At 70.8% G+C, this 22,709-nt stretch carries 22 protein-coding genes and 1 pseudogene; 15 read left to right on the top strand and 8 right to left on the bottom strand.

Annotation, left to right across the window (positions count from 1 at the left end):
- Nucleotides 1–2: 2 nt before the first annotated feature.
- From ACZ6KY_RS22050 to ACZ6KY_RS22035, 4 genes are read right to left on the bottom strand one after another with little or no spacing between them, the layout of a single operon-like run.
- A complete protein-coding gene (locus tag ACZ6KY_RS22050; protein ID WP_469311988.1) occupies nucleotides 3–197 on the bottom strand; it encodes a hypothetical protein in 195 nt (64 codons plus the stop codon).
- Nucleotides 197–628 (bottom strand): hypothetical protein, encoded by a 432-nt coding sequence (locus tag ACZ6KY_RS22045; protein ID WP_469311987.1) that lies wholly within the window; start codon nucleotides 626–628, stop codon nucleotides 197–199. The genes ACZ6KY_RS22050 and ACZ6KY_RS22045 overlap by 1 nt, the downstream gene beginning before the upstream one ends.
- A 48-nt stretch (nucleotides 629–676) precedes the next feature.
- Nucleotides 677–2,167, bottom strand: a complete 1,491-nt coding sequence (locus ACZ6KY_RS22040) for a sensor histidine kinase (protein ID WP_469311986.1) — start codon at nucleotides 2,165–2,167, stop codon at nucleotides 677–679.
- Entirely contained in the window at nucleotides 2,164–2,868 is a 705-nt protein-coding gene (locus ACZ6KY_RS22035) for a response regulator transcription factor (protein ID WP_469311985.1), read from the bottom strand. The genes ACZ6KY_RS22040 and ACZ6KY_RS22035 overlap by 4 nt, the downstream gene beginning before the upstream one ends.
- 255 nt (nucleotides 2,869–3,123) lie before the next feature.
- On the opposite strand from ACZ6KY_RS22035, the gene ACZ6KY_RS22030 reads away from it, so the two are divergent.
- From ACZ6KY_RS22030 to ACZ6KY_RS21995, 8 genes and pseudogenes are all read left to right on the top strand, one after another.
- Complete coding sequence (locus tag ACZ6KY_RS22030) at nucleotides 3,124–3,978, top strand: hypothetical protein (protein WP_469311984.1); 855 nt, start codon at nucleotides 3,124–3,126, stop codon at nucleotides 3,976–3,978.
- A 91-nt stretch (nucleotides 3,979–4,069) separates the two neighbouring features.
- Entirely contained in the window at nucleotides 4,070–4,351 is a 282-nt protein-coding gene (locus tag ACZ6KY_RS22025) for a hypothetical protein (protein WP_469311983.1), read from the top strand.
- 745 nt (nucleotides 4,352–5,096) lie between these two features.
- On the top strand, nucleotides 5,097–5,825 hold the full coding sequence (locus ACZ6KY_RS22020; RefSeq protein ID WP_469311982.1) for a DUF4232 domain-containing protein: 729 nt from the start codon (nucleotides 5,097–5,099) through the stop codon (nucleotides 5,823–5,825).
- 396 nt (nucleotides 5,826–6,221) lie between these two features.
- Nucleotides 6,222–6,386 carry a 50S ribosomal protein L33 gene (rpmG, locus tag ACZ6KY_RS22015; protein ID WP_328551850.1) on the top strand — a complete coding sequence of 55 codons (165 nt, stop codon included), beginning with the start codon at nucleotides 6,222–6,224 and terminating at the stop codon, nucleotides 6,384–6,386.
- Nucleotides 6,387–6,462: 76 nt separating this feature from the next.
- Entirely contained in the window at nucleotides 6,463–6,723 is a 261-nt protein-coding gene (locus ACZ6KY_RS22010) for a type B 50S ribosomal protein L31 (RefSeq protein WP_469311981.1), read from the top strand.
- 47 nt (nucleotides 6,724–6,770) lie between these two features.
- Nucleotides 6,771–6,893, top strand: coding sequence for a type B 50S ribosomal protein L36 (gene ykgO, locus ACZ6KY_RS22005; protein ID WP_081220789.1), 123 nt, complete (start codon nucleotides 6,771–6,773; stop codon nucleotides 6,891–6,893).
- 144 nt (nucleotides 6,894–7,037) lie between these two features.
- A pseudogene (locus ACZ6KY_RS22000) lies at nucleotides 7,038–7,530 on the top strand (serine hydrolase); the annotation flags it as partial.
- 148 nt (nucleotides 7,531–7,678) lie between these two features.
- Complete coding sequence (locus ACZ6KY_RS21995; protein ID WP_469311980.1) at nucleotides 7,679–8,284, top strand: GOLPH3/VPS74 family protein; 606 nt, start codon at nucleotides 7,679–7,681, stop codon at nucleotides 8,282–8,284.
- A 247-nt stretch (nucleotides 8,285–8,531) separates the two neighbouring features.
- Here the strand turns inward: ACZ6KY_RS21995 and ACZ6KY_RS21990 are convergent, their stop codons facing one another.
- Complete coding sequence (locus ACZ6KY_RS21990; protein WP_469311979.1) at nucleotides 8,532–9,689, bottom strand: hypothetical protein; 1,158 nt, start codon at nucleotides 9,687–9,689, stop codon at nucleotides 8,532–8,534.
- A gap of 366 nt (nucleotides 9,690–10,055) precedes the next feature.
- Here ACZ6KY_RS21990 and ACZ6KY_RS21985 point away from each other — a divergent pair, with 366 nt between their 5' ends.
- From ACZ6KY_RS21985 to ACZ6KY_RS21955, 7 genes are all read left to right on the top strand, one after another.
- Nucleotides 10,056–11,048 (top strand): LacI family DNA-binding transcriptional regulator, encoded by a 993-nt coding sequence (locus tag ACZ6KY_RS21985; protein WP_469311978.1) that lies wholly within the window; start codon nucleotides 10,056–10,058, stop codon nucleotides 11,046–11,048.
- Nucleotides 11,049–11,839: 791 nt separating this feature from the next.
- A complete protein-coding gene (locus tag ACZ6KY_RS21980; protein WP_469311977.1) occupies nucleotides 11,840–13,150 on the top strand; it encodes an ABC transporter substrate-binding protein in 1,311 nt (436 codons plus the stop codon).
- Between the two features lie 8 nt (nucleotides 13,151–13,158).
- On the top strand, nucleotides 13,159–14,139 hold the full coding sequence (locus ACZ6KY_RS21975; RefSeq protein ID WP_469312047.1) for a carbohydrate ABC transporter permease: 981 nt from the start codon (nucleotides 13,159–13,161) through the stop codon (nucleotides 14,137–14,139).
- Nucleotides 14,136–15,032: a carbohydrate ABC transporter permease gene (locus tag ACZ6KY_RS21970; protein ID WP_328551842.1), complete on the top strand. Its 897-nt coding sequence runs from the start codon at nucleotides 14,136–14,138 to the stop codon at nucleotides 15,030–15,032. Before ACZ6KY_RS21975 ends, ACZ6KY_RS21970 begins: the two co-directional genes overlap by 4 nt.
- A 49-nt stretch (nucleotides 15,033–15,081) precedes the next feature.
- Nucleotides 15,082–16,407, top strand: coding sequence for a glycoside hydrolase family 36 protein (locus ACZ6KY_RS21965; RefSeq protein WP_469311976.1), 1,326 nt, complete (start codon nucleotides 15,082–15,084; stop codon nucleotides 16,405–16,407).
- Nucleotides 16,404–18,470 carry a beta-galactosidase gene (locus tag ACZ6KY_RS21960; RefSeq protein ID WP_469311975.1) on the top strand — a complete coding sequence of 689 codons (2,067 nt, stop codon included), beginning with the start codon at nucleotides 16,404–16,406 and terminating at the stop codon, nucleotides 18,468–18,470. The genes ACZ6KY_RS21965 and ACZ6KY_RS21960 overlap by 4 nt, the downstream gene beginning before the upstream one ends.
- Nucleotides 18,471–18,597: 127 nt before the next feature.
- Nucleotides 18,598–19,677, top strand: a complete 1,080-nt coding sequence (locus ACZ6KY_RS21955; RefSeq protein ID WP_469311974.1) for a helix-turn-helix domain-containing protein — start codon at nucleotides 18,598–18,600, stop codon at nucleotides 19,675–19,677.
- 67 nt (nucleotides 19,678–19,744) lie between these two features.
- Here the strand turns inward: ACZ6KY_RS21955 and ACZ6KY_RS21950 are convergent, their stop codons facing one another.
- From ACZ6KY_RS21950 to ACZ6KY_RS21940, 3 genes are all read right to left on the bottom strand, one after another.
- Nucleotides 19,745–20,494 (bottom strand): D-Ala-D-Ala carboxypeptidase family metallohydrolase, encoded by a 750-nt coding sequence (locus tag ACZ6KY_RS21950; RefSeq protein ID WP_469311973.1) that lies wholly within the window; start codon nucleotides 20,492–20,494, stop codon nucleotides 19,745–19,747.
- A gap of 37 nt (nucleotides 20,495–20,531) precedes the next feature.
- Entirely contained in the window at nucleotides 20,532–20,951 is a 420-nt protein-coding gene (locus ACZ6KY_RS21945) for a hypothetical protein (RefSeq protein ID WP_469311972.1), read from the bottom strand.
- 130 nt (nucleotides 20,952–21,081) lie between these two features.
- Nucleotides 21,082–22,428, bottom strand: coding sequence for a GH25 family lysozyme (locus ACZ6KY_RS21940; RefSeq protein WP_469311971.1), 1,347 nt, complete (start codon nucleotides 22,426–22,428; stop codon nucleotides 21,082–21,084).
- Nucleotides 22,429–22,709: the final 281 nt, after the last annotated feature.

Raw genomic sequence — 22,709 nt, 5'->3', positions numbered from 1 at the left:
AACTACTCCCGGGCCATGTCCGACTCGGCGGAACTCGCCGCGGACTCCGCGCCGTCGACCAGCTTCCGCAGATGGGCTAGGTCCGTCGAGGCCGGGCCGGGCGAGGCGGGGGCGTTCGTGGTGTCGGTCGGGCCGCCGCACGCGGTCAGGAGCAGCGCGGTCGCGGCGAGGGCCAGGGCCAGGTGCCGTGCGCTCATCAGGAGTTGGCTCCGTTGTCGTGGCTCGTGCACCACTTCTCGACGTCCGCCAGGTCCTTCTTGCGGCCCTCCAGGGTCGGGACGAAGGAACGCCGGAAGGTGAGCCGGTTGTTGAGATAGGTCTCGATCTGCGTGTGCCCGGCGGACTTGGCGTTGGCCACCCGCTGTTCCAGACGGGCGACGGAACCGCGCTGCGACGCGCCCCCGTTCAGCCGTCCGAGGATGCGGTCGATCCGCTGGTCGATCTTCGGCGCCCGCTTGCAGAGCGCCTTCGCGCCGTCACCCGTCGGCGCGCCCGACGGCCGCGTCGCGGTGCCGTCGGCCGACGCGGCGCCCGCGGTGCCGAGCAGCGCGCCCACCGCCATCAGCGAGACGACGGTCGTCCTGGTCCTCGATGCCGCCGGCATCCGCGTCCTCGACGTACTCGACATGCTGAACTCCTCTCCGTTCCGGGGGCGGTTGCCCTCATGCCCGGCACGCTAGGAGTCGTCTTTGTGGAATTCTTGTGGCCGGACACCGGCGGTCGTGATCATCCAGTTGCGCTGCGCGGGGAGCGTCGCCTCCGTCCCGGCCCCGCCGTTCAGCAGCGGGAGAACGACCTCGATCCGGGTCCCCGCTCCGGCCGGCGGTTCGAGGACCCGGATACGGCCCCGGTGCAGGTCGATCTGCTGGGCGACCAGGGTGAGTCCGAGCCCCGAACCCGGACTGTCCGGGCGGCGCTGGAAGCGTCCGAAGACCTCGGCGCGCCGCTCGGGCGCGATACCCGGCCCCTGGTCGTCGACGAACAGGAGGGCGTGGTCGCCGCTCGCGCGCAGTGTGACGTCGATGTGCGCGGGGCGGCCGTCGGCACAACCGCCGTGCACCAGCGCGTTGATGAGGAGATTGTCCAGGACCGTGCGCAGTCCGGGCTCCCAGCCGTGCACCCGCAGCCCCGGCGGGCAGTCGGCGACGATGTGCGCGAGCGGATGGCGCCGCCGCTGCTCCCGCACGCTCGCCTCGACGACGTCCGCGAGGTCCACCGGGCCGAACGCGTCCGCCTCGACCAGGTCTCCACGGCCGAGCTCGCGCAGCATGACCAACAGGCCCAGAAGACGGGCGTGTTCGCGGCGCAGGTCGTCGAGGACCTCGTCGCGGTCGGGAGCGGGAAGGCCCGGATGTTCGGTGAGGATCTCCAGATTGGTCTGCATGCTCATCAGCGGAGTGCGCAGTTCGTGCGCGGCGGCCGAGGCGAAGGAACGGGCGGTGGCGAGGGCCTCCTCGGTCCTAGCGGCCTGTTCGTCGTAGCGGCTCAGGACCGTCTGGAGGGTGTGCGCCAGATCGTCGACCTCGGCGATCCGGGCCGGCGTGTGGTCCAGGCGCGCGGCGCTGGTGCGCGGATCCAGACCGCTCGCACTGTTCCGCAGCCGCCTGAGCGGACGGCTCGCGCGCCCGGCCACCGCCCCGGCCAGCAGCCCGGACAACGGCGCGGCGAGCAGCGCCACCGACACCACGCGCCTGCGCACCAGCCGTAGTTGGGTGTCCGAGGCGGTGTCGGGCGCGAACAGCCAGAGCGTGCCGCGTACTCCGGGCCGCCCACCGGACACCCGCGTCGACAGAACCCGCCAGGTGTCCCCGCCTGCCCGCAGGGTGGCCGGCACCCGCGCGTTCACGGGAAGCGACACCCCCTGCTCGGGCTGCGGTCCGCCCATGAAGGTCCCCCCGGGACCGGTCAGCCGTACACCGACGTCCAGTGCGGAGGTGAACAGCCGCCGCTCACGGGCCTGTTCCACCGCCGCCGACCGGTCGGCGGCACTCGCGCGCAGCAGCCCCCGGGCGTCCTTCGCCACGGCCGCGGCGCTCTCCCGCAGGTGTGCGTCCTGCTGGTTGTGCAGATCCGTCGCGACCAGCCGCAACAGCAGCCAGCCGGTGGCCAGCACCAGGATCGGCACGGTAGCGCCGACGGCGAGCGCGATGCGGGTGGACAGTCTCATCGTCCGTCCTCCGGCCCGTCGTCGCGCAGCACGAACCCCACTCCTCGTACGGTGTGGATGACCCGGGCACGGCCCGGCGCCTCCAGCTTGCGCCGCAGATAACTCACGAACGTGTCCACCGCGTCGGTGCGCACATCGAAGTCGTAGCCCCAGACCCGGTCGAGGAGCTGATCACGGCTGAGCACGATGCCCGCGTTGCGCGCCAGGACATGCAGCAGCTCGAACTCGCGCCGGGTCAGTTCCAGTTGCCGCCCGTCCAGGCTGACCTGGCGGGTCGCGGGGTCCAGTGACAGCCCGCCCACCCGTACGGTGTCGGTGTCCCTCGGCGGCCGGCGCCGCAGCAGCGCCTGGAGCCGGAGCACCAACTCCTGCAGGGCGAAAGGCTTCACCAGGTAGTCGTCGCCACCGGCCTGCAGCCCCGCGATCCGGTCACCGGTCTCGTCGAGCGCGGAGAGCATCAGGACGGGTACGTCGTTGTCCTCCGCCCGCAGCGTCCGGCACACCTCGATGCCGCTGAGGTCGGGCATGGAGATGTCCAGCACGATCGCGTCCGGCGGCGTCCGCCGGGCCACGTCCAGCGCGGGCCGCCCGCCGTCGGCGAGATCCACCGTGAAACCGCCCAGCCGCAGACCGCGTTCGAGTGACCGCCGTATCGCCGCGTCGTCGTCGACGACGAGGACCCGGCCCCGATCTCCGCCCATCACCACACCCCGGTTCGGAGGAACGGGCCGGTCGGCCGGCCCGTTTCGTCGCCCATGGTGCACCAGCCACTTCGTCGACGGACTCGCGCGGTCCCGTCCATGACGCCGCGGGCAGGCACGAATCGGTAACGAAGGACTTTGTGGCGGGTAAGGGGGCGACCCCGCAGCGTAATGTCCCGCATGTCCTGGGTGCTCGTGGGGGAGCGGCCCGGTGGGGAGGGGAGTGTCATGCGTGCCATGACGCGGGTTCGAAGAGTGTCCGAAAACGTTCGGGGCCGAGCCGTCGCGGTGGTGTGCGCGGGGCTCCTGTGCGCGTCGCTGACCGGGTGCGGGAACGACGGGGCGGCGACGGCCGACGCGTCGACGGCCTCCGCGAGCACCGTGGAGTCCGGCCCGCCGACCTCCGCCTCCGCGCCGGAGCCGACGCCCACGGTCAGCGACGTACCGACACCGACGGAGACGCCGAGCGAGGAACCGGCCACGACGGCGACGTCGGACGAACCGGTGTCGGCCGACGACTCGGGCGCGTCGGCCCTGTGGGGGACGGCGTACAGCGGCACCGCGAGCGTCTCCGTCGACATCTACGACTACTGCTCCACCGACGGCTCCCGGCGCCTGGCGGACAGCCAGACCTACTCCATGAACAGCACGCTCAACCTGAGCAGGCCGCGGACCGGTGGCGGCGAGACGGAGAGCAACCCGTTCTCGATGCTGTTCGCGGCGGGCAGTCCCTCGCAGCCCGGAGCGGTGTCCTTCTGGTCCTCGTCGGTCAGCACGACCTCCAGCCAGGACCTGGCGGGCAACCCCCGGGATCCGAATCTCCTGCTGACCTACTGGAACATCGGCTGGTCCGACGGCGAACTGGACGCCAGGCTCACGGACCCGCACGCCCAGCAGGCCATCGCCCTGAACCTGCTCAACTGGCCCGGCCTGCTCGTCGCCTGCCGCTCCGACCTCGGCCAGATGCCCGGCGGCCTCCCGCACGCGCTGGCCGCGGGCACGACCTTCGCGGGCCGGCTCGACGGCTCCGGGGCATCCCTCACCGCCGAGGGCAGGACCGTCGACGGCGCGGTCGCGTTCCGCTTCAAGTTCGACGGCACGCCCTCGTGACGCCCTTCCCGAACCCCTACCCGAACCCCTTCTCGGGGACAACCGGGACCGGAGAGCAGGAACGCGAGGCGACCGGACCGGGGGAGGCCGGATGACGACACCGGAACGGCTGGACGCCCGGAGCATACGGATCGCCGAGTCGGCCGCCCCCGGGGAGACCGGGTTCGCGGCGCAGACCGCTCGCGCGTACGCGGCGGGCGGCGCCCCCCGCCGCCACCTCTTCGCCCCGCCCGGACAGGCGCCCGGCGGCATGGGCGGCGGAGCGGTCTCGGTCCTTCCCGCGGTGCTGGACGGGCTGGCGTACGCCGCAGCGGCCCTCACGTCGGTCCTGGGCAGCCCCGAGTCGAAGAACCTCCTGTCCGCCACCGGATGACTGGTCGGCTTACGGGCCCAGCGACGGGCCGACGCCGCGTCCCGGCGACCGGGGGTGGCGGTGGCGGGGCCACGACGACGGCGTGCCCCGGCCCGGCCGCACCGCGTGATCCGGCCCGTCCGCCGGGGCTTCGACGTTCACGCCCGGAAAGCCGTCGTCGTCCGGCGGCAGCGAGCAGGACCGGCCGCGGGGACGACTCACCTTCCGCACCCGCGACGTCACCTCCGCCGATCCCCTCCCGGGAACCCGTACGCGGGCAGAGAGCGTGAGCGACCGCCTGCGCCACGCCCGCTGGACGCCGCACGACGACGGCACGCTGACGTCCGACCCGGCCGAGGTTCCCGTCCTGCGCACCACGTCCGCCGACGCCACGACACGCCTGCTGACCGGGGAGCGCGCGGAACGCACCGACGTCAGCGCGACCACGACGTGGATGGAGCCCGCCTCGTCGCCGGCGCGGGTCCGACGGCCCGGCTGGACCTCATCAGGGCCGCGACGCGGGACATGCGGGTCGTGGTCGACTACAGGCGGGTTCACCTCCACGTCGAGCACCGCCCGGCGTCTGTCGCTGACCCTGAGCGGTCAGGGCCGTCGCTCGGATCTGCCGCCCAGGCGATCGGTACGTGCCCCGTCACCGTCATGTCACAGCCCTGTGCGCACGTGAACCACGGGAAGCCGATCGGCGATCTGTAGCGACGAGTGCCGGTGAGCGACCGGCGCCTGAACATCTCAATCGGGGGACTTCATGCAGTACGGGATGCACTTCGGGTCGCGTGTCCGCGGAGCCGCTCTGGCGATGGCGACCCTGTCGGCGGCCACACTTCTCATGACCGCGTGCCAGCCGGGCGCGGACGCCGCGGGCTCCACCGCTTCGCCGTCGGGCAAGACGGCCGGGCCGACGGCCTCGTCCTCCGGCTCACCGACGCACGCCCCGTCGTCCGGCGGGACGGGAGCCTCGGCCAAGCCCGCGGGCGGCTCCATTCCCAAGACCCCGGTTTCGGCGACCGCGACCGCCACCGCGACCCCGGCGACGAAGACGTGCGCCGGGGAGTCCCTGAAGGCGTTCATGTACCAGGCCGCCGTACGGCCCGAGGGAACTGGAACCGGCGCGGCGATCGTCGAGTTCACCAATATGTCCGGAGCGTCGTGTGCCGTCCAGGGGTATCCGACCGTGGCGGGGGCGGCCAACGGATCGCCCGAGAAGAACCACCCGCTGGCCGTGACCCCGACGGGCTCCGCGTCCGAGGTGGTGCTCGCGCCCGGGGCGAAGGCCTGGGTCAAGATGACGTTCGTCCAGGTCCAGGGCGAGGGTGACGGCTACTGCGTGTCCGGGTCCACTCCGGTCACCTATCCGACCCTGGTGGTGGGTCTCCCCGCCGGCGGAGCGCACCAACTCGCCCTCGAAGACGGCGTGTTGGCCGAGTGCGGCAACACGGTGACGGTGACGGCCGTCACCGCGACGAAGCCTTCCTGACCGTCACCGGTGCGCTGTCGCCGCCGCGCACCGGTGGCGACTGCACCCCGTGACCGGGATCGGAGTCTCCCGCAGGGTGCCGGGCGCCTTGCGGGAGAGCGGCAGAGGGTGGTGTCCGGAGCGGCCGTCCGTAGGCTGCCGGGACCGGGCCGCGCCCCTGGCGGCTCTGCGGGTGGGACCGGAAGCACCGACCCGGGCCGGACCTATGGCACACGCCCCGCCTGGACCTATGGCTCTGATCGGGTCCAGGCGCGGCGGCACAGCCGTCAGCCGTCGGCGTGTCGCCTGTCGCGTCCGGGGCCCGGGAATGCGGACGCCGGGTGCGCTGTTACAGCTCACGTAACTGATTGGCATGCAAGAGTCAAGGCTCGTGCATGGTGGGCGAAGGAGGACTTCATGGCACGCAGCAGCGCGCGCCCCGTCGTCACGCTGAAGTCGACGGCCGGGACCGGCGCCACCTACGTGACGCGCAAGAACCGCGGGAACGACCCCGACCGGCTCGTCCTGCGGAAGTACGACCCGCTGGCGGGCAAGCACGTCGCGTTCCGGGAGGAGCGCTGACCCCACGCCGGGGGCACCTGGCAGACGTACCCGGCGTATCCGCAGACGCACCTGCCGTAACCGAGGAGGGAACCGCATGAGGCCCGACATCCACCCCGAATCGCGTCCGGTCGTCTTCCGGGACCGTGCCGCAGACGTCGCCTTTCTGACGCGATCCACCGCGCACTCCGCCAAGACGATCGAGTGGGAGGACGGCACCGTCCGTCCGCTCATCGACGTGGAGATCTCGTCGGCGAGCCACCCGTTCCACACCGGGACCTCGCGGGTCCTGGACACCGCCGGCCGCGTGGAGCGCTTCGAGCGCCGCTACGGCCGCACGGCGCCGAAGCGGCACTGAACGCCGGAGCGCGCCGAGTTCGGCAGAAGCAGAAGGAGAACAGAGCCATGAAGGTACGCAACTCACTGCGGTCGCTGAAGTCCAAGCCCGGGGCCCAGGTGGTCCGCAGACGCGGTGTGGTCTTCGTTGTGAACAAGAAGAACCCGCGACTCAAGGCCCGTCAGGGCTGACGGCACATCAGGTGAAGGACATCCGGTCCGGCCGGCGCACCGCGCGTCGGCCGGACCGGCCGCGCGTGCGGCTTCCACCGCCGCTCGTCCATGTGCGCGGCGGGTCCGGTGCACGGGAGCGAACGTTCCGACAGGACGCGGACCACCGGCGCCGCCTTCCCGAGCCCGCACGCGCGGGGCTGCACGGACCGGACGGCGAGCGGCAACGTCGAGGAATCGACCACCTGGGATCCCTCCTGGGCCTGGGCGGCCGGTGCGATGATCTCCAACCTGCGCGATCTGCGCGCCTGGGCGCGCACGGTCGCCACGGGTGTCTTCCCCGACGGCAGCACCATGATCAGTCCCGCCACCCGGAAGCAGCGGCTCACCACGCCCCCGACCCCCATCCCGGGCGTGGGCTACGGCCTCGGCATCTTCGACGTCCAGGGATGGGTCGGACACACACAACGGCTCCCTGCCGGGCTACGAGTCGCTGACCGTCTGCTTCCCGCCGGCGCGGGCGACCCTGGTCGTGCTGCTGAACACCGACATCAGCTACCAGGGCTCGGAGCCCAGCACTCTCTTCGGAGACGCGATCACGAAGATCGTCACACCGCAGCACGTGTTCAACCTGCCGGCGCAGCCCGCGGCTCACTGACGCGGCGGTCCGCCGGGAGTTACGATCACGATCGTGACGTGCTCTTCTCCTCGGGCGACCGGATCGCCCGAGGACAGCGGTGCGGTGGATGCGTTGGATCCGACGCGTGACGGTCGCGCCGGGCGAAGTACTCCGAAGGGAGCCGTTCGTGACCACGGCCAGGGACTTGTTCATCATCACGATGGACAAGGAGCCGGAACGTCCTGTGGGGCAGGGCGACCTGTCGCTCGCCCTCGCCGGCGCCGAGGTGATCGATCTCGTCGCCGGTGAGGTCATCACACTGGACGGTGACCGGATGGTTCCGGCGAGGCAGCCGGCGACCGACGACCGTCTCCTGGGTGAGGCGGCGTCCTCGATCGTGCGACAGGTCCCGTACGAGCGGGTCGAGGACTGGCTGTGGCGCAGGGGCCGCGACCTGTCGGCGGCCTATCAGACCGACCTCGAACAGACGGGCCAGCTCACCCGGCAGCGGCGCGGCCGACTGCCGTTCGGCCCGAACCGTATGGAGCTGGTGGACTCACCGGCCCGCAGCCGGGCGATGCACCGCTGGGCGGCGGACGAGCCCGTCCTCGCCGCGCTCGCGGCGGTCGTCGGGATCCCCGCCGAACAGACCGAGGACAGTCCGGCCGTAGAGGACGAGGCGGTCACGACCGTCCTGGTCGCCGTGCACGACGCGGTGATGGAACTGGAAGCCGTCCGCCAGCGCCGGGCCATCGAGAACGCGGCGTTCGCCAACATCTGGCGAGGCGCGTGACGGCTCCGGTGTGGGGCGCGTGACAGCTCCGCGCGGGGCGCCTGACGGAAACCCGGCGTGGGGCGGGTCCGACGGGACACGCGCGGCTGTTCCGACGGCACGCGCGGCCGGTCCGACCATACGAGGAACGGGTCCGAGGCTGGATCCGACCGTACGAGGGCCGGATCCGACCGTACGACGAACGTGCGCGAGTCCGTGAAACGTGCGCAGGGGCGGATCGGCGGGCGCGCCGTCCTCCCCGCGGGGGTCACCCGGAAGCCTCGCGGGCCCGTTCCTCGCTCGCGCGCGCTTCCTGGAGGTGGGCGTCGACACGAGGCGCCCGCCGGGACAGCAGCGAGTCCGTGACGCGTTGAAACGTTTTCGTCAGAGGGTGCTTGTCCTGCCCCGGCGCGGAGTCCCGCACGGCGGACGCCGCGTCGCGGTACTCGGCCATCTCGGCGAGCGCCGCGTGGGCGAGTTCGGTCGCCTCGCGGTACAGGTCGCGCGACTTGGTCATGGCGTCGAGGGCCTCGGAGTACGAGGCCACCAAGGCGCGTGCGTGGGTGAGTTCCTCTTCGAGGGTCAGCAGATGCCAGTCCTCGCGGAGCGCGGTGAGGGCGGCCGCCGCGTCGTCCGGCAGCGGCCAGGGCAGTGCCGCGAACTGTACGACCCTGTCCAGGAGTTCGGTCGGTTCGGTGCCGTCGAGGAAGACACTGCGCACCCGGAAGGCCTGCTCGTCGAACCCGACCCGGGCGGGTGTGCCGGACAGAATGACGGCCCCGCCACGCGGCACGGACGTCCCGAAGTCGCCGAGCGCCCAGTTGACCGCGTGGAACTGCTCGGGCGTGGCGCGGTGTTCGACGACTCGGTGGTGGAGGGCCGGCGGCAGCAGCCGGGCCAGCGGGAGGCGGCCTTCGGCGTCGGGGGTCATGGCCTCGTGCACGACGACGTTGATGCTCCAGCTGTGCCGGGCGGTGTCCTTGATCAGGCGCCGCAGTACCGCGTCGTCCTTCGGCAGCGGGTTGATGTCCTGGAGCCGCAGCCCGGCCACGGCGTCACGATCCCAGGAGAAGTCGCTTCGCTCGGGCCAGAGCAGGGCGGCAGGGGAGGGCCACGCGGGGTCCCAGGGCCGTTCCGCCTCGGCCGCCAGCGTCCAGCGTCGCTCGCCTTCCACCTGCTCACGGCCGTCGGTGGCGAGCCGAGCCCGCACCGTGACGTCGCCGTCGACGAACCAGCGCGCCTCGAAGACGTGACCGTCCGGCGTCGCGGCGTTCTCCTTCTCCAGGAAGTCCTGGATCCTTTCGCTGTCTTTCAGTTCCCGCAGGTGCTCCCGGAGCGCCTGCTGAGGGGCGGGGCCGGTATGGCGCCCGGCGGCCAGCCAGACTGTTTCCGGGGCGGTGGGACGGTCTGTGGAGGACTTCGGCATGAGTCACTTTGCTGGTGGGGTGTGGTGTGGCCTCCCAGTATGGTCGCCTTTGGCCAAGAGTCGGGAGCCGAGGCCCCTCTGGATCACGGACCTCCGCCATCGGGTGACTATGCGCATTTCGTTGACGATTGGCCGGATTGGGGTCATCGCGAAGAACGCGAGCGGTGCCGCCGATCGCCGGACCGGCTCGCCGGGGCGGCCCGGGCGGCCGGGTTCCTGACGTGCGCGTCGCGGGCGGCGACCGCGAGCATTCGGCCCGCTGAAGGGCGCGGACCTGCGAGGATACGAAGTGGGTCGCGCCCGGCCGGGGCCTCCGGGGATCGGAGGGCGCCGGTAGGGTGGCGGTCGGAGAAGGGGCGGACGCGCATGCGGCAGCGGGTGACCATGAGTGACGTGGCGCGGGCCGCGGGGGTCTCGTCCGCGACCGTCTCGTATGTGCTGAGCGGAAAGCGCCCGGTAACCGAGGAAACGCGCAAATCGGTCGAATCGGCCATCGAGCGGCTCGGCTTCAGTCTCAACCCCGTCGCCCGCAGCCTTCGTACGGGCAAGTCCACGATGGTCGCCCTCGTCGTGCCCGACATCGCCAACCCCTTCTACGCGCTGCTGGCCCGCTCGATACAGGACGAACTGCGCGGCTGCGGCTACCACGTGCTGGTGAGCAGTACGGGCGCGCGGCGGGACGAGGAGGAGGCGCTCCTTGACGAGGCGGTGCAGCAGCGGTTCGCCGGTGTGGTGATGACGCCGTTCCGGCTGGCCACCGATGCCTTCGACGTGCTGCGCGCCGCCGGGATTCCGGCGGTGGTCAGCGCGGACGTCTCCTTCGGCGATGTCGATCTGGTGACTCCCGATGCGGATGTCGCGGTCCGCGAGGCGCTGGCGCATGTGGCGGCCACCGGCCGGCGGCGCATCGGTGTGATCGCCGGGCCGCTGGATGCCGCGGGCGGCGATCCCCGCCTGGAGCGCGTCCTGGAGCACGCGGCCGAGGCGGGGCTGCGCGTCGCGGAGGAGCACATCGTCCGCGGCGAGCACACGCGCGAGGCGGGAGCGGAGGGCTTCGAACGCCTGATGCGTGCCCGGCGCCGGCCCGAGGCGGTGCTGTGCGGCAACGACATCACGGCTGTCGGCGCGATGGACACGGCCGAGCGCCTCGGGCTCGACATCCCCGGCGACGTGTCTCTGGTGGGGCACGACGACATCGAGTTCGCCTCGCTGGTCCGGCCGCGGCTGACGACCATCCGGTACCCGGCGCGCGAGGTCGGCCGCGTCGCGGCCGAGCTCCTCCTGGAGCAGATCGACGGCCGAACGCTGCGGAGGACCGTGCGGGTCGCCGCGGACTTCGTGGCGCGCGCGTCGGTCTGACGGCGCTGCCGTGCCGGTCCGGCGCCGTTCGGTGTCGGTCCCGCACGGTTCCGGCGCGGTTCGGCGCCCCTGTCATGTTCTTCGCGTTCCGAAACGGGACCGCCGACCGTGAACGACCGTCTCCGACACGCCCGTTTCCGTTCCATGCCTTTGCCGGATCGATGTCGAGGGAACGTAGCGTAATCGATTACGTTGCGCGAGACTGGTCGGCGGGCGAACAGCCGGCCAGGGGTGGGCGGCTCCGTGACCTGCCATGGAGCTGTCGGATTCAGTATGGAATGACCATCGTGTCGCTTCGGGCTGCCTGTAAACAAAACCCATCAGCCGCTGTTGACTTTTGGTCATCTCCGTCGTGAAAGACCACACCCCGCGCGACCGTCACTCTGCCCGTCGCGGACCGGTTTGCGAACCGTCCGGGGCGGTGGCGTCAAAGGCGCGCCCGAGCCGCCCGCGCCCCGGTCCGTCTCCCGCCCGGGCCGCGAACGCTTGGCGTCGGCCGCATCCCCTCGGCGCTCCAATGCCCCTCCGCCGCGCCGGACATGGCAGCTGAACCGGGCCCTGGAGCCCGTCGGCGTCCGGGGTGGTGATCTCGGCGCGCGGTCAGGGTCTCGGTCCGGCCGCGATCGTCCATCCCGTGTCGGTCACGTTTCGGGCACGCGAGGTGCGAGGTCTTGACGCCGTGGCGACATCGGGCTGTCATTACGCCCACGTTGTTCGGTCGAGTTGGTTTCTGATCGATTTCCGGCCTCCCCGCCGTTCATCCTGACCGAACCCTGCCCTCAGGAGCCGTCATGCACCTTCCCCTCCCGGGTCTGTCCGCCCCGACCCCCAGCCGTCGCACCCTGCTTCGCGGAATCGGCGGCGCGGCCGCGCTCGGCGCGGGCATACCCCTGCTGAGCGCCTGCGGCGGCAGCGGCACGGCGTCGGATCCCAAGACGGTCACGGTCGGCTCCAACGCGTCCGACGCCGTGCCGAAGAAGGCGTTCGCCGACGTCTACGCGGCCTTCAGGAAGCAGTCCGGCCTCACCGTCGACGTCAACACGAAGGACCACAACACCTTCCAGGAGCAGATCAACTCGTATCTGCAAGGCACCCCGGACGACGTCTTCAACTGGTTCGCCGGGTACCGCATGCAGTTCTTCGCGGCCAAGAAGCTCGCCACGCCCATCGACGACGTGTGGGCCAAGATCGGGGACAACTTCCCCGACGCGATGAAGAAGCTCAGCAAGGGCGAGGACGGCAAGTACTACTTCGTTCCGATGACCACCTACCCGTGGGCCGTCTTCTACCGCAAGAGCGTCTTCCAGCAGCACGGCTACAAGGTTCCCACCACCTGGGACGAACTCGTCGCCCTGTGCAAGCAGATGAAGAAGGACAAGCTCGTCCCCATCGCCTTCGGCGACAAGGACGCCTGGCCCGCGATGGGCACCTTCGACCAGATCAACTTCCGCCTGAACGGCTACGACTTCCACGTCCAGCTCATGGCCGGCAAGGCGTCCTGGACCGACCCCAAGGTCAAGGCCGCCTTCGACCACTGGGCCGAACTCCTCCCGTACCACCAGGACGGCTTCATGGGCCGCACCTGGCAGGACGCCGCGCAGACGCTGGTGGCCAAGAAGGCCGGCATGTACGTCCTCGGCACCTTCGTGGCCCAGCAGTTCACCAACAAGGACGACCTGGACGACCTCGACTTCTTCGCCTTCCCGGAGATCAACCCCGCGTACGGCCAGGACACCGTGGAGGCCCCCACCGACGGCCTCATGGTCAGCAAGGCCCCCAAGAACCACTCCGGCGTCCTCAAGCTGCTTGAGTACATGGGCAGTCCGGCCGCGGAGGAGCTCTACCTCAAGGGCGACCCGAGCGTGGTGGCCGCCTCCAGCAAGGCCGACACCTCCGCCTACTCGGCGCTCCAGAAGAAGGCGTTCGACATGATCGGGGGCGCCAAGACCCTGACCCAGTTCATGGACCGCGACTCCCGCCCCGACTTCACCTCGACGGTGATGCAGCCCGGACTCCAGAAGTTCCTCCAGAACCCCAAGGGCGTGGACAGTCTGCTGTCCTCGATCGAGCGCCAGAAGAAGCAGATCTTCGCGACCGCGTGAACGACATCATGACCACCGACACCACGAAGAAGTCCCCGGAGGCGGCCAGTGTGCCGCCTCCGGGCGCTGCCCCCGCGCCGAAGCGGGCAGCACGCGGCCACCGCCGCCTGCTGACCCGACGCGACCGGTTCACGCTCGCCCTCATGGCGGGCGTGCCCACGGTCCTGCACGTGGCCCTGGTCTGGGTCACCGCCCTCGCCTCCATCGCCCTCGCCTTCACTACCTGGGACGGCATCGGGTTCGGCTCGATCAAGTGGGTGGGCCTCCAGAACTTCCATCAACTCTTCGCCGACAACCCGCAGTTCTGGCCCGCCGTCCAGCACAACGTCATCTGGTTCGTCGTCCTCATCCTGATCCCGACACCGTTCGGCCTCTTCCTGGCCGTCCAGCTCGACAAGAACATCCGCTTCAGCCGCGTCTACCAGACGGCGTTCTTCCTGCCGGTCGTCATCTCGATGGCCTGCATCGGCTTCGTCTGGCAGCTCGTCTACAACCCGGACACGGGCCTGATCAACAGCCTCATCGGCGCCAACAAGCCGGGCCACTACATCGACTGGATCGGCGACCCCAAACTCAACCTGTGGGCCGTCCTCGTCGCGGCCTCCTGGCGCCACACCGGCTACATGATGATCCTCTACCTGGCCGGCCTCAAGGGAATCGACCCCTCCCTCAGAGAGGCCTCCGCGCTGGACGGCGCGAACGAGTGGCAGACGTTCAAACACGTCGTCTTCCCGACGCTGCGGCCCACCAACACGGTCGTGCTGGTCGTCACCATCATCGAGTCGCTGCGCGCCTTCGACCTGGTCTTCGTCTTCAACAAGGGTGCCCAGGGAACCGAGTTGCTCTCGATCCTGGTGACCAACAACATCATCGGCGAGTCCAGCCGCATCGGTTACGGCTCCGCGATAGCGGTGGTCCTGCTCGTCATCTCACTCGTCGTGATCATCCCTTATCTGGTGGCCACCTTCCGGAAGGAGCGGCGATCGTGAGCGCCCCCACCCTCGCGGCCGGCGGGCGGGGGCAGCGGGCGCCCGTCCGCCCCGCCCGCGTGCTGCTGCACGTCTTCCTCGCCTGCACCGCCCTGGCCTGGCTCGCCCCGCTGCTGTGGGCGATGTTCTCGGCCCTGCGCCCGTACGGCGAGACCAGTGCGAAGGGCTATGTGTCCTGGCCGGACACACTGAACTTCGACAACTTCAAGAACGCGTTCGAACAGTCGGACATGACGCACTACTTCGTCAACACACTGCTGATCGCGGTGCCGGCCGTCCTGCTGACGCTGTTCCTGTCCTCGATGGTCGCCTTCTACGTCAGCCGCTTCGACTTCCGCGTCAATCTCGCGCTGCTGCTGGTCTTCACGGCGGGCAACCTGCTCCCGCAGCAGGTCATCATCACCCCGCTGTACCGGATGTACCTGCTCACCGACCTGCCGGGCATCACGGCGAGCGGCAAGCTGTACGACTCCGCGCTCGGCCTCGTGCTGATCCACGTGGCGTTCCAGTCCGGGTTCTGCGCGTTCGTCCTCAGCAACTACATGCGCTCGCTGCCGCACGAGCTGACCGAGGCCGCGCTCGTGGACGGAGCCTCGGTCTGGCGGCTGTACTGGCAGATCACCCTGCCGCTGTGCAAGCCCGCGATGGCGGCCCTGGCGACCCTGCTGTCGATCTGGATCTACAACGACTTCTTCTGGGCGCTCGTCCTGATCTCGACCGGCGAGAACATGCCGATCACCTCGGCGCTGAACAACCTCTCCGGCCAGTACTTCACCGACCCCAACCTCGTCGCGTCCGGCGCCCTGCTCACCGCGATCCCCACGCTCGTCGTGTACTTCGCGCTCCAGCGCCAGTTCGTCAGCGGTCTGACCCTCGGCGCCAACAAGGGCTGAGACGGCTTCACTTGAGAGACTCAGGCGGCTTCACGTGAAAGAGAACGACGTGCCTCAATCCTTCACCCCGGCAGCCTCCGTGCCCGTGGACCCGCGCACCGCACGGGTCCACGAGGAGGGCTGGCAGTCCTGGAGCCCCAGCGGCTCCTACGCTCTCGACGACACCCCGCACCGCCCGGCCGACGCCAACTGGGCGACGGTCTGTTACCGGCCCGGCCGCACCGTGCCGCCCGCCGTCTTCCAGGGCGAGGGACTGCTCGCGCTCGATCCGGGTGATGGTGCCCCGGTCCGGCTGTGGGCGGCCACGGACCCGGCCACCTCGGTCCCGTCGATCCGGCTGACCGTCCGGGACGGCCGCGCGGAGATCAGCGCCGACGGCCCCGTCACGGAGTCGGCCCACCCCGGACCGGACGGAATCCAGGGCGCGCTCGCCGCCTGGGCCGACGGGCTCGCACTGCCCGCCCCGCGGCCCGCGCCGACCGTGTGGTGCTCCTGGTACGAGTACTTCACCGCCGTCACCGAGGACGACATCCACGAGAACCTCCGCGCGATGGACACCCTCGACCTGCCCGTCGACGTCGTCCAGATCGACGACGGCTACCAGAGCGCACTCGGCGACTGGCTGACCCTCTCGGGCCGCTTCCGCTCCCGCTCCGCCCTCGCCGACGCCATCCGCGCGCGCGGCCGGCGGGCGGGAATCTGGACGGCGCCGTTCCTGGTGGCCCCGCACAGCGAACTCGCCGTCCGGCACCCCGACTGGCTGGTCCGCGACGCCGAGGGCGCGCCCGTGCACGCGGGCCACAACTGGGACCACGACCTCTACACCCTCGACACCACACACCCCGACGCCGGGGCCTACCTGACCGACGTCTTCGCCACCCTGCGCGCCGAGGGATACGACTACTTCAAGACCGACTTCCTCTACGCGGGCGCCCTGGACGGAGTACGGCACTCGGGAGCCGACGCGCTGACCGCCTACCGCGCCGGTATCGCCCTGATCCGCGAAGCCATCGGCGCCGACGCCTACCTGCTCGGCTGCGGCGCGCCGGTCCTCCCGTCCACCGGCCTGTTCGACGCGATGCGGGTCAGCCCCGACACGGCACCGCACCGGCGCCCCGAGGCCGACGACTACAGCCAACCAGGCCAGGACGCAGCCGAGTTCACCGGCACCGGCCGCCAATGGCAGCACCGCCGCCTGTGGGTCAACGACCCCGACTGCCTGATGGCCCGCCCCGCAGTGGAGACCCGGGAACGCTGGGCCGCCCATGTCGAGGCCACCGGCGGCCTGATGGCCTCCAGCGACCGCCTGCTGTCCCTCGACGAGTGGGGCGTGGCCACCACCCGTCGCCTGCTGTCCTCGGGAGGGGCCGCATGACCACCGAACGCACCCTCTCCGTCCCCGGCATCGTCTACGGCGGCGACTACAACCCCGAGCAGTGGCCCGAGGAGATCTGGGCCGAGGACATGTGCCTCATGCGCGAGGCCGGCGTCACCATGGTCAGCGTCGGCATCTTCTCCTGGGCGCTCCTGGAGCCCTCCGAGGGGACGTACGACTTCACCCGCATGGACCGACTCCTGGACCTCCTCCACGAGAACGGCATCGCCGCCGACCTGGCCACCCCGACCGCCGCGCCACCCGCGTGGTTCTTCCGGGCGCACCCCGAGGCGCTCCCGGTGGACCGCGACGGCCGCCGGCTCTCGTACGGCAGCCGGCAGACGTTCTGCCCGAGCAGCCCCGCCTACCGCGAGGCCGCCCTGCGCGTCGCGGGCGCGCTCGCCGAGCGGTACGCCGGTCACCCGGCCGTGGTGATGTGGCACATCCACAACGAGTACGGCTGCCACAACGCGGCCTGCTACTGCGACACCAGCGCCCGGTCCTTCCGGCGCTGGCTGCGCGAGCGCTACGAGGACCTGGCGGCCCTCAACCACGCCTGGGGCACCACCTTCTGGAGCCAGTGGTACTACGACTGGGACGAGATCCTGCCGCCCCGCGCCACCGGAGCCGTCCCCAACCCCACCCACCAGCTGGACTGGCGCCGCTTCTGCTCCGACGAGCTCCTGTCGCTGTACACGGCGGAGCGGGACGTGCTGCGCACGGCAGCCCCGTCGACACCGGCCACCACCAACTTCATGGTGATGGACACCTTCGACGCGCTGGACTACTGGCGGTGGGCACCGGAGCTGGACGTCGTCTCCAACGACCACTACCTGATGTCCGCCGACCCGGCCTCGGAGATCGACGTGGCCCTGTGCGGCGACCTGACACGGTCGCTGGCGGGCGGACCCTGGCTGCTCATGGAACACTCCACCGGCGCCGTGAACTGGCAGCCCGTCAACCGCGCCAAGAGTCCCGGGGAAATGCGCCGCAACGCCCTGTCCCACGTGGCGCACGGCGCAGACGGCATCGCCTACTTCCAGTGGCGGGCCGCGAAGGCGGGCGCCGAACAATGGCACTCGGCGATGCTCCCGCACGCGGGCACGGACAGCCGCATCTGGCAGGACGTGGTCCGCCTCGGCGCCGACCTGAGAGCCCTGGCCGAGGTGCGCGGCAGCACCGGTACGGCCGAGGTCGCCATCGTGTGGGACTGGAACGCCCGTTGGGCACTGGAACTGCCCTCCCAGCCGAGCGGTGAACTCCGCTACCAGGATCTGGTCCGTGCCTGGTACGAGCCACTGTGGCGGTCCGGCGTGGCCGTCGACTTCGTACGCCCGGACGCGGACCTCTCCGCCTACCGCCTGGTCCTCGCCCCGAGTCTGTACCTCGTCGACGAGGCGGGCGCGGCGAACCTGACCGGCCACGTCGAGCGCGGCGGCACCCTCGCGGTCGGCTTCCACAGCGGCGCCGTCGACGAGAACTGCCACATCAGGCTGGGCGGTTACCCGGGAGCCTTCCGGGAGATCCTCGGCGTCCGCAGCGACGAGCTCTTCCCGCTCCTCCCCGGCGAGTCGGCCGGGCTGACCGGCCAGGTGCCCCCGGGCGCCACGTCCACCCTGTGGTCGGAACGGGTGCGGCTGAACGGCGCGGAACCGGTGGCCACGTACACGGAGGGACCCCTGGCCGGTGTCCCGGCGGTGACGAGGAACACCCACGGACCGGGCACCGCCTGGTACTTGGCGACACTCCCCGACCAGGACACCCTCACGGCCCTGCTGGCCCGCATCCGCGCCGACGCCGGAGTCACCGACGCCGGAGAGGTGCCCCCAGGCGTGGAAACCGTCCGCCGGCGCGGCCGGGACGCCGACTACGTCTTCTACATCGACCACGCGGGCAAGGGAGCGGAGATCCCCGTCCCGCCCGGCGCCACCGAACTCCTGACGGGCAAGCCGCTGTCGGGGTCGGTGCGGCTCGATCCCGGCGAGATCGCGGTGGTGAGGGTACCGAGGGCGGCGGTGACCGGAGTGGGGGAGAGACACACGGAGACGGACCTACGTCGGTGATTATTGGTCAAATGCCGTCAGCGGACGGACCATTGGTGATCGTGTTGCGGCTGTGAAAGGGCGGACGCACTCCTTTCGCGCGGTGTAGCTTCTACCCGTCAGTAGAGGTTTGAGCAAGGGTGGTCGTGTGGTTGCCTCTCCGCATCCCGAAAAGTTCGCAGCCTGTCTTCGGATGCTGAAGGACCGCAGCGGCCGGGGCTACGACCGCCTCGGCAAGGAGGCGGGTGTCAGCGGTTCCAGTCTGCACCGGTACTGCTCCGGTCTCAGCGTTCCCGCGGACTACCGGGTGGTGCACGCCTTCGCCAAGGTGTGCGGTGCCAGCGCGGAGGAACTCCGCGAACTCCACCGGCTGTGGGCGCTGGCGGACACCGACAGGGACACGCTGGCCGTGACGGCCAAGGACAACTCGGAGCCGGAGCCGGAGCCGGAACCGGAGCCGGGCGAACCTGTCCTGCCCGCTCAGGCGGGCCCCGGACCGGACGACGTCACCCCACCGGAGATCACCCTCGACGAGACCGGGACGCCGCGACGGTACCGGGTGCCCGAGAAATGGTCCTCCCGTCTCGCGATACTGGCCGCCCTGGTCGCGGTGGTGCTGGTGGCTGGCTTCGTGTGGATGCCCGACAGCAGCACCGGCGGCGCGTCGGCCGCGGGTGACCGGCTGCTGCGCTCCTCCGCGTGCAAGTCGGTGAGCATGGGGCAGCACGACGAGTGCGTGCGCGAGGTCCAGACCCTGTTGGTGCGGGCGAAAGGCAGGCTCGCCGTCGACGGGGACTTCGGCCCGGAGACGCTCCGCAGACTGACCGCGTTCCAGGTGCTGGCGGGTGTGCCGGCCAGCAGCGTGGTCGACGAGGACACCAAGAACGCGCTCTACGCGCAGAAGGTGGACATGTCGACCTGGTCGCCTGCCAGGGTGGCCGAGCGGATCCGTGCGGTGTTCGTCGAGGATCCCGACGAGGCCGTGGCCATCGCCCGCTGCGCGTCGTTCCTCGACCCGCTGTGGGTACTGCCCAACACCAACGGCAGCCGCAACTGGGGCGTGTTCCAGATCTCCGACGCCCGCCTGCGGGAACTCGACGGCACGCCGCTGCGGGCGTTCGATCCGGAGTGGAACATCAAGGCGGCCCACCGTCTGTGGAGCGTCCGGCACGACTTCCACGACTGGCCCTCCTGCGAGGCGGCGTTGAAGGACGAACCGAAGGGCTGAAGCCCGGAGCCCCGGGTACCGCCGCGGCGGTACCCGGGGCTCCGGTTCAGGATCCCCCGCGGCGGCCTCAGACCGTGCCGTCCTCCCACCACCAGTCGCGGCCGAGGTCGGCCCTGCTGTCGACGTGCTGGTGGTCGACGGTGTACGTCTCCAGCCCGGAGAACCCGCAGGTCTCCGCCTTCTGGTAGACGGTCTTCGTGGCCACGCCGGGCACGTCGAGGTCGGCCGCGGTGCCGTACAGGTGCATGCTGTCGCTGGCCCCGCCGATGTCGGCGTTGTGCGCGATGCTGCGGAAGCCGGAGTTGACGGTGATCGGCTTGTCGCCCAGCTTCTTGCGCAGCGCCTCCAGCTTGTACATGCAGCGGCGGGCGTTCTCCTTCACCTGCGCCGCGGTCAGCTTGCCGCCGTTGAAGTTGCCGGTCGACTGGTCGACGAACTCGCTCCAGTTGAAGTGGAGCGTGGAGCCGTCCGACTGCTCCAGCGCGTTGAGCTTCGCCTGGGTGTTGGGCCCGACGCTGGCGTCGGCGGTGAGACCGTAGGCCGCCTGGAACCGCTTCACCGCCGCGGCCGTGCCGGCGCCGAAGTCCCCGTCGACGCCGACCCGGCTGTGGCCGGCGCTGTCCGCCGCCCAGCCCGCGATCCTGATCTGCAGCTCGGTCACGTCGGCCCCGGTGTCGCCCTGTCCCAGGGTGCGCGACCACGAATAGGCCTGTGCGACACCCGAGAACAGCAGCTGGCCGAACGCGATGCCGGCGCCGGCGGCCAGCGTGCCACGCAGCATGGCCCGGCGGTCCATGGGACGGAAGGAGGAAGTCATCAATCGCCCTTTCGGGGAACGGTGGTGCGGAAAGAGGTCAGTAGGCGAGCTGGAAGGTGACGTTCTGCGCGTCGATGTCATAGGCGTGCACGCGCAGCACGAAGTGAGTGCCGTCCTTGACGTCGGTGGCGACAGTTCCCCACTCGGTGCCGTGCGTGGTGTAGGCGTCGTCGTTGTTGCACTTGGTGGTGTGGTCGACGAACACCACACAGGCGTCCAGGTACGCCCCGTCCGGCGTGCTCGCGCTGAGTCGCACGTTGATGTCACCGCACCGCGAGGACGTGGTGTAGGTGCCGTACTCCTTGGCGGCTGACTGGTAGTGGTACGTCAGCGTCCTGGCGCCGCCGTAGCAGCTGACCGCGGCGGTCGAGGGCTGCGCGGAGGCGGGCGCGACGCCCACTCCCAGCAGCGCGGCCGCGGTGAACAGAACCGAGGCGAACGCCCTGCTTTTGATCATGATGGTCTCCGTTCGGGTGAGGGGGGTCAGAAGGCGATGTGCGGGGTGGCGCCCGGGGTGAGGAGCGGGGCGACGAAGGACGCGCGTGCGAACCCGCCGGTCATGGGGACGTTCCCCGGTACGGCCGGGGTCACCGGTTGGCCAGCCGGTCCAGATCGGCCTGGGTGCCGTTGAACACGTCCCCGGTCGCCGGTGCCCGGAGGCCCGGGAACAGCGCGGCGTCGGTGTACTGCCACATCGCCCAGGTCGTCGAGCCGTTCGGCACTGGCGGCTGGGTGATCGACTGGCGGTAGTCCGCGAGTTGCAGCGGATACCGGGCGAAGGCGGTGGTCGAACCCAGGCAGTCGTCCAGGAAGGACTTCTGGGTGTAGATGATCGGAGTGCGGCCGAAGGCCGCCTCCACCCGGTCGAGCCAGGCCTTGGCGTCGTCCACCGTGCCGTAGGTGGGGCAGCGCCCACTGCCGTCGTCCATGCGCTCCAGGTCGAATACCGGCGGCAGGTCGCCCGCACGCTGCCCGGTGTAACCGGTCGCCCGCACCGCGGCGATGAACCGGTCGGCCTGCGCGGCACCCGTGTCCTGCGCTGTGCCCGTGTAGAAGTGGTAGGGCGCGACTGCCAGTCCCGCGGCCCAGGCCCCCTGAAGGTCGGTGGCGAGGTATTCGTCGGTGACGTTCAGACCCCGGGTGGCCTTGACCGTCGCGAACTCGACACCCGAGGCCCGTACGGCCTTCCAGTCGATCGGCGCGCCGCCCGGGTGCTGGTACTTGGCTGTGTCCAGGCCGTCGATCGGGTAGCCGGCGGGGCGCGGCGGCGTGCAGTACGTGTTACGACTGGACCAGTCCACCAACTTCGCCCAGGTGTTCGGGCCCGCGACGCCGTCGGCACCGAGGTTGGCGCAGTGCTGGAGCTCGATGACCCGGGACGCGGTCCCGCCCCCGAAGTCGCCGTCGATCGTCAGCGGCGCATAGTGGAACGGATCCATGGCCAGGTTCAGACGGCACTGCAACTCCTTGACTTCGACGCCCTTCGCGCCCTGTTGCAGTGTCGGGCGCGCGTCGGTATGGCCGCACACGGTCGTCTGCGCCGTGCTCGACGTGCCCTGGGTCGCGCAGGTGTGCGGCTGGGCGGCCCAGGTGTTCAGCGCCGCCCAGGTCTGCGGGCCGAGCACACCGTCCACGCCCAGCCCGGCACACCGCTGGAACTCCTTGACGCGCGTCTCGGTCCCTGCCCCGAACGAGCCGTCCGCCGCGATCGGCGTGTACCGGCTCGGCTTCGTCGCCAGATCGAGTTCGCACTGCGCCTCGACCGCCGAGTCCCCCGTCGATCCCCGCTGTAGCGTGGGCTGTGCGCTCGTGTGCCCGCAGACCGCGACCGCGGCGGCTGCGGACTCCGCCGCCTGCACCGCCGTCGGCCCGTACAGGGGCAGGACCGCTGCTACGGCGAGGGTCAGACCCCGCAGAAGCGTCCTTTGTCCCATCTGGTGTTCCCCCTCGTGTGAGTCGCCGGGAGTCCCCGGCAGGGGCCATGCTGGCAGCGGCTCTCCCGAAGGCCGGATCCTCCGGCCCGGGTTGGGACGCCGGGACAGTCACGCGCCTGTGACCTGCGGGGACGGATCACTGATGGGATGAACACGGGATACGGGGGGCGGAGGCGGAGCTTGACGGGTCCCGCCACGGCACCGGCGCTGCGTGCGCAGGGGGCGGGCGGCTACGTGAGGATGTCGTCGTTGGAGCCGGACCGGAGGATGAAGTCACTGGC

Source organism: Streptomyces sp. NPDC042002, from assembly GCF_055588305.1.
The sequence above is the reverse complement of the archived record's forward strand: the minus strand, read 5'-3'. Positions and strand labels throughout refer to the sequence as shown.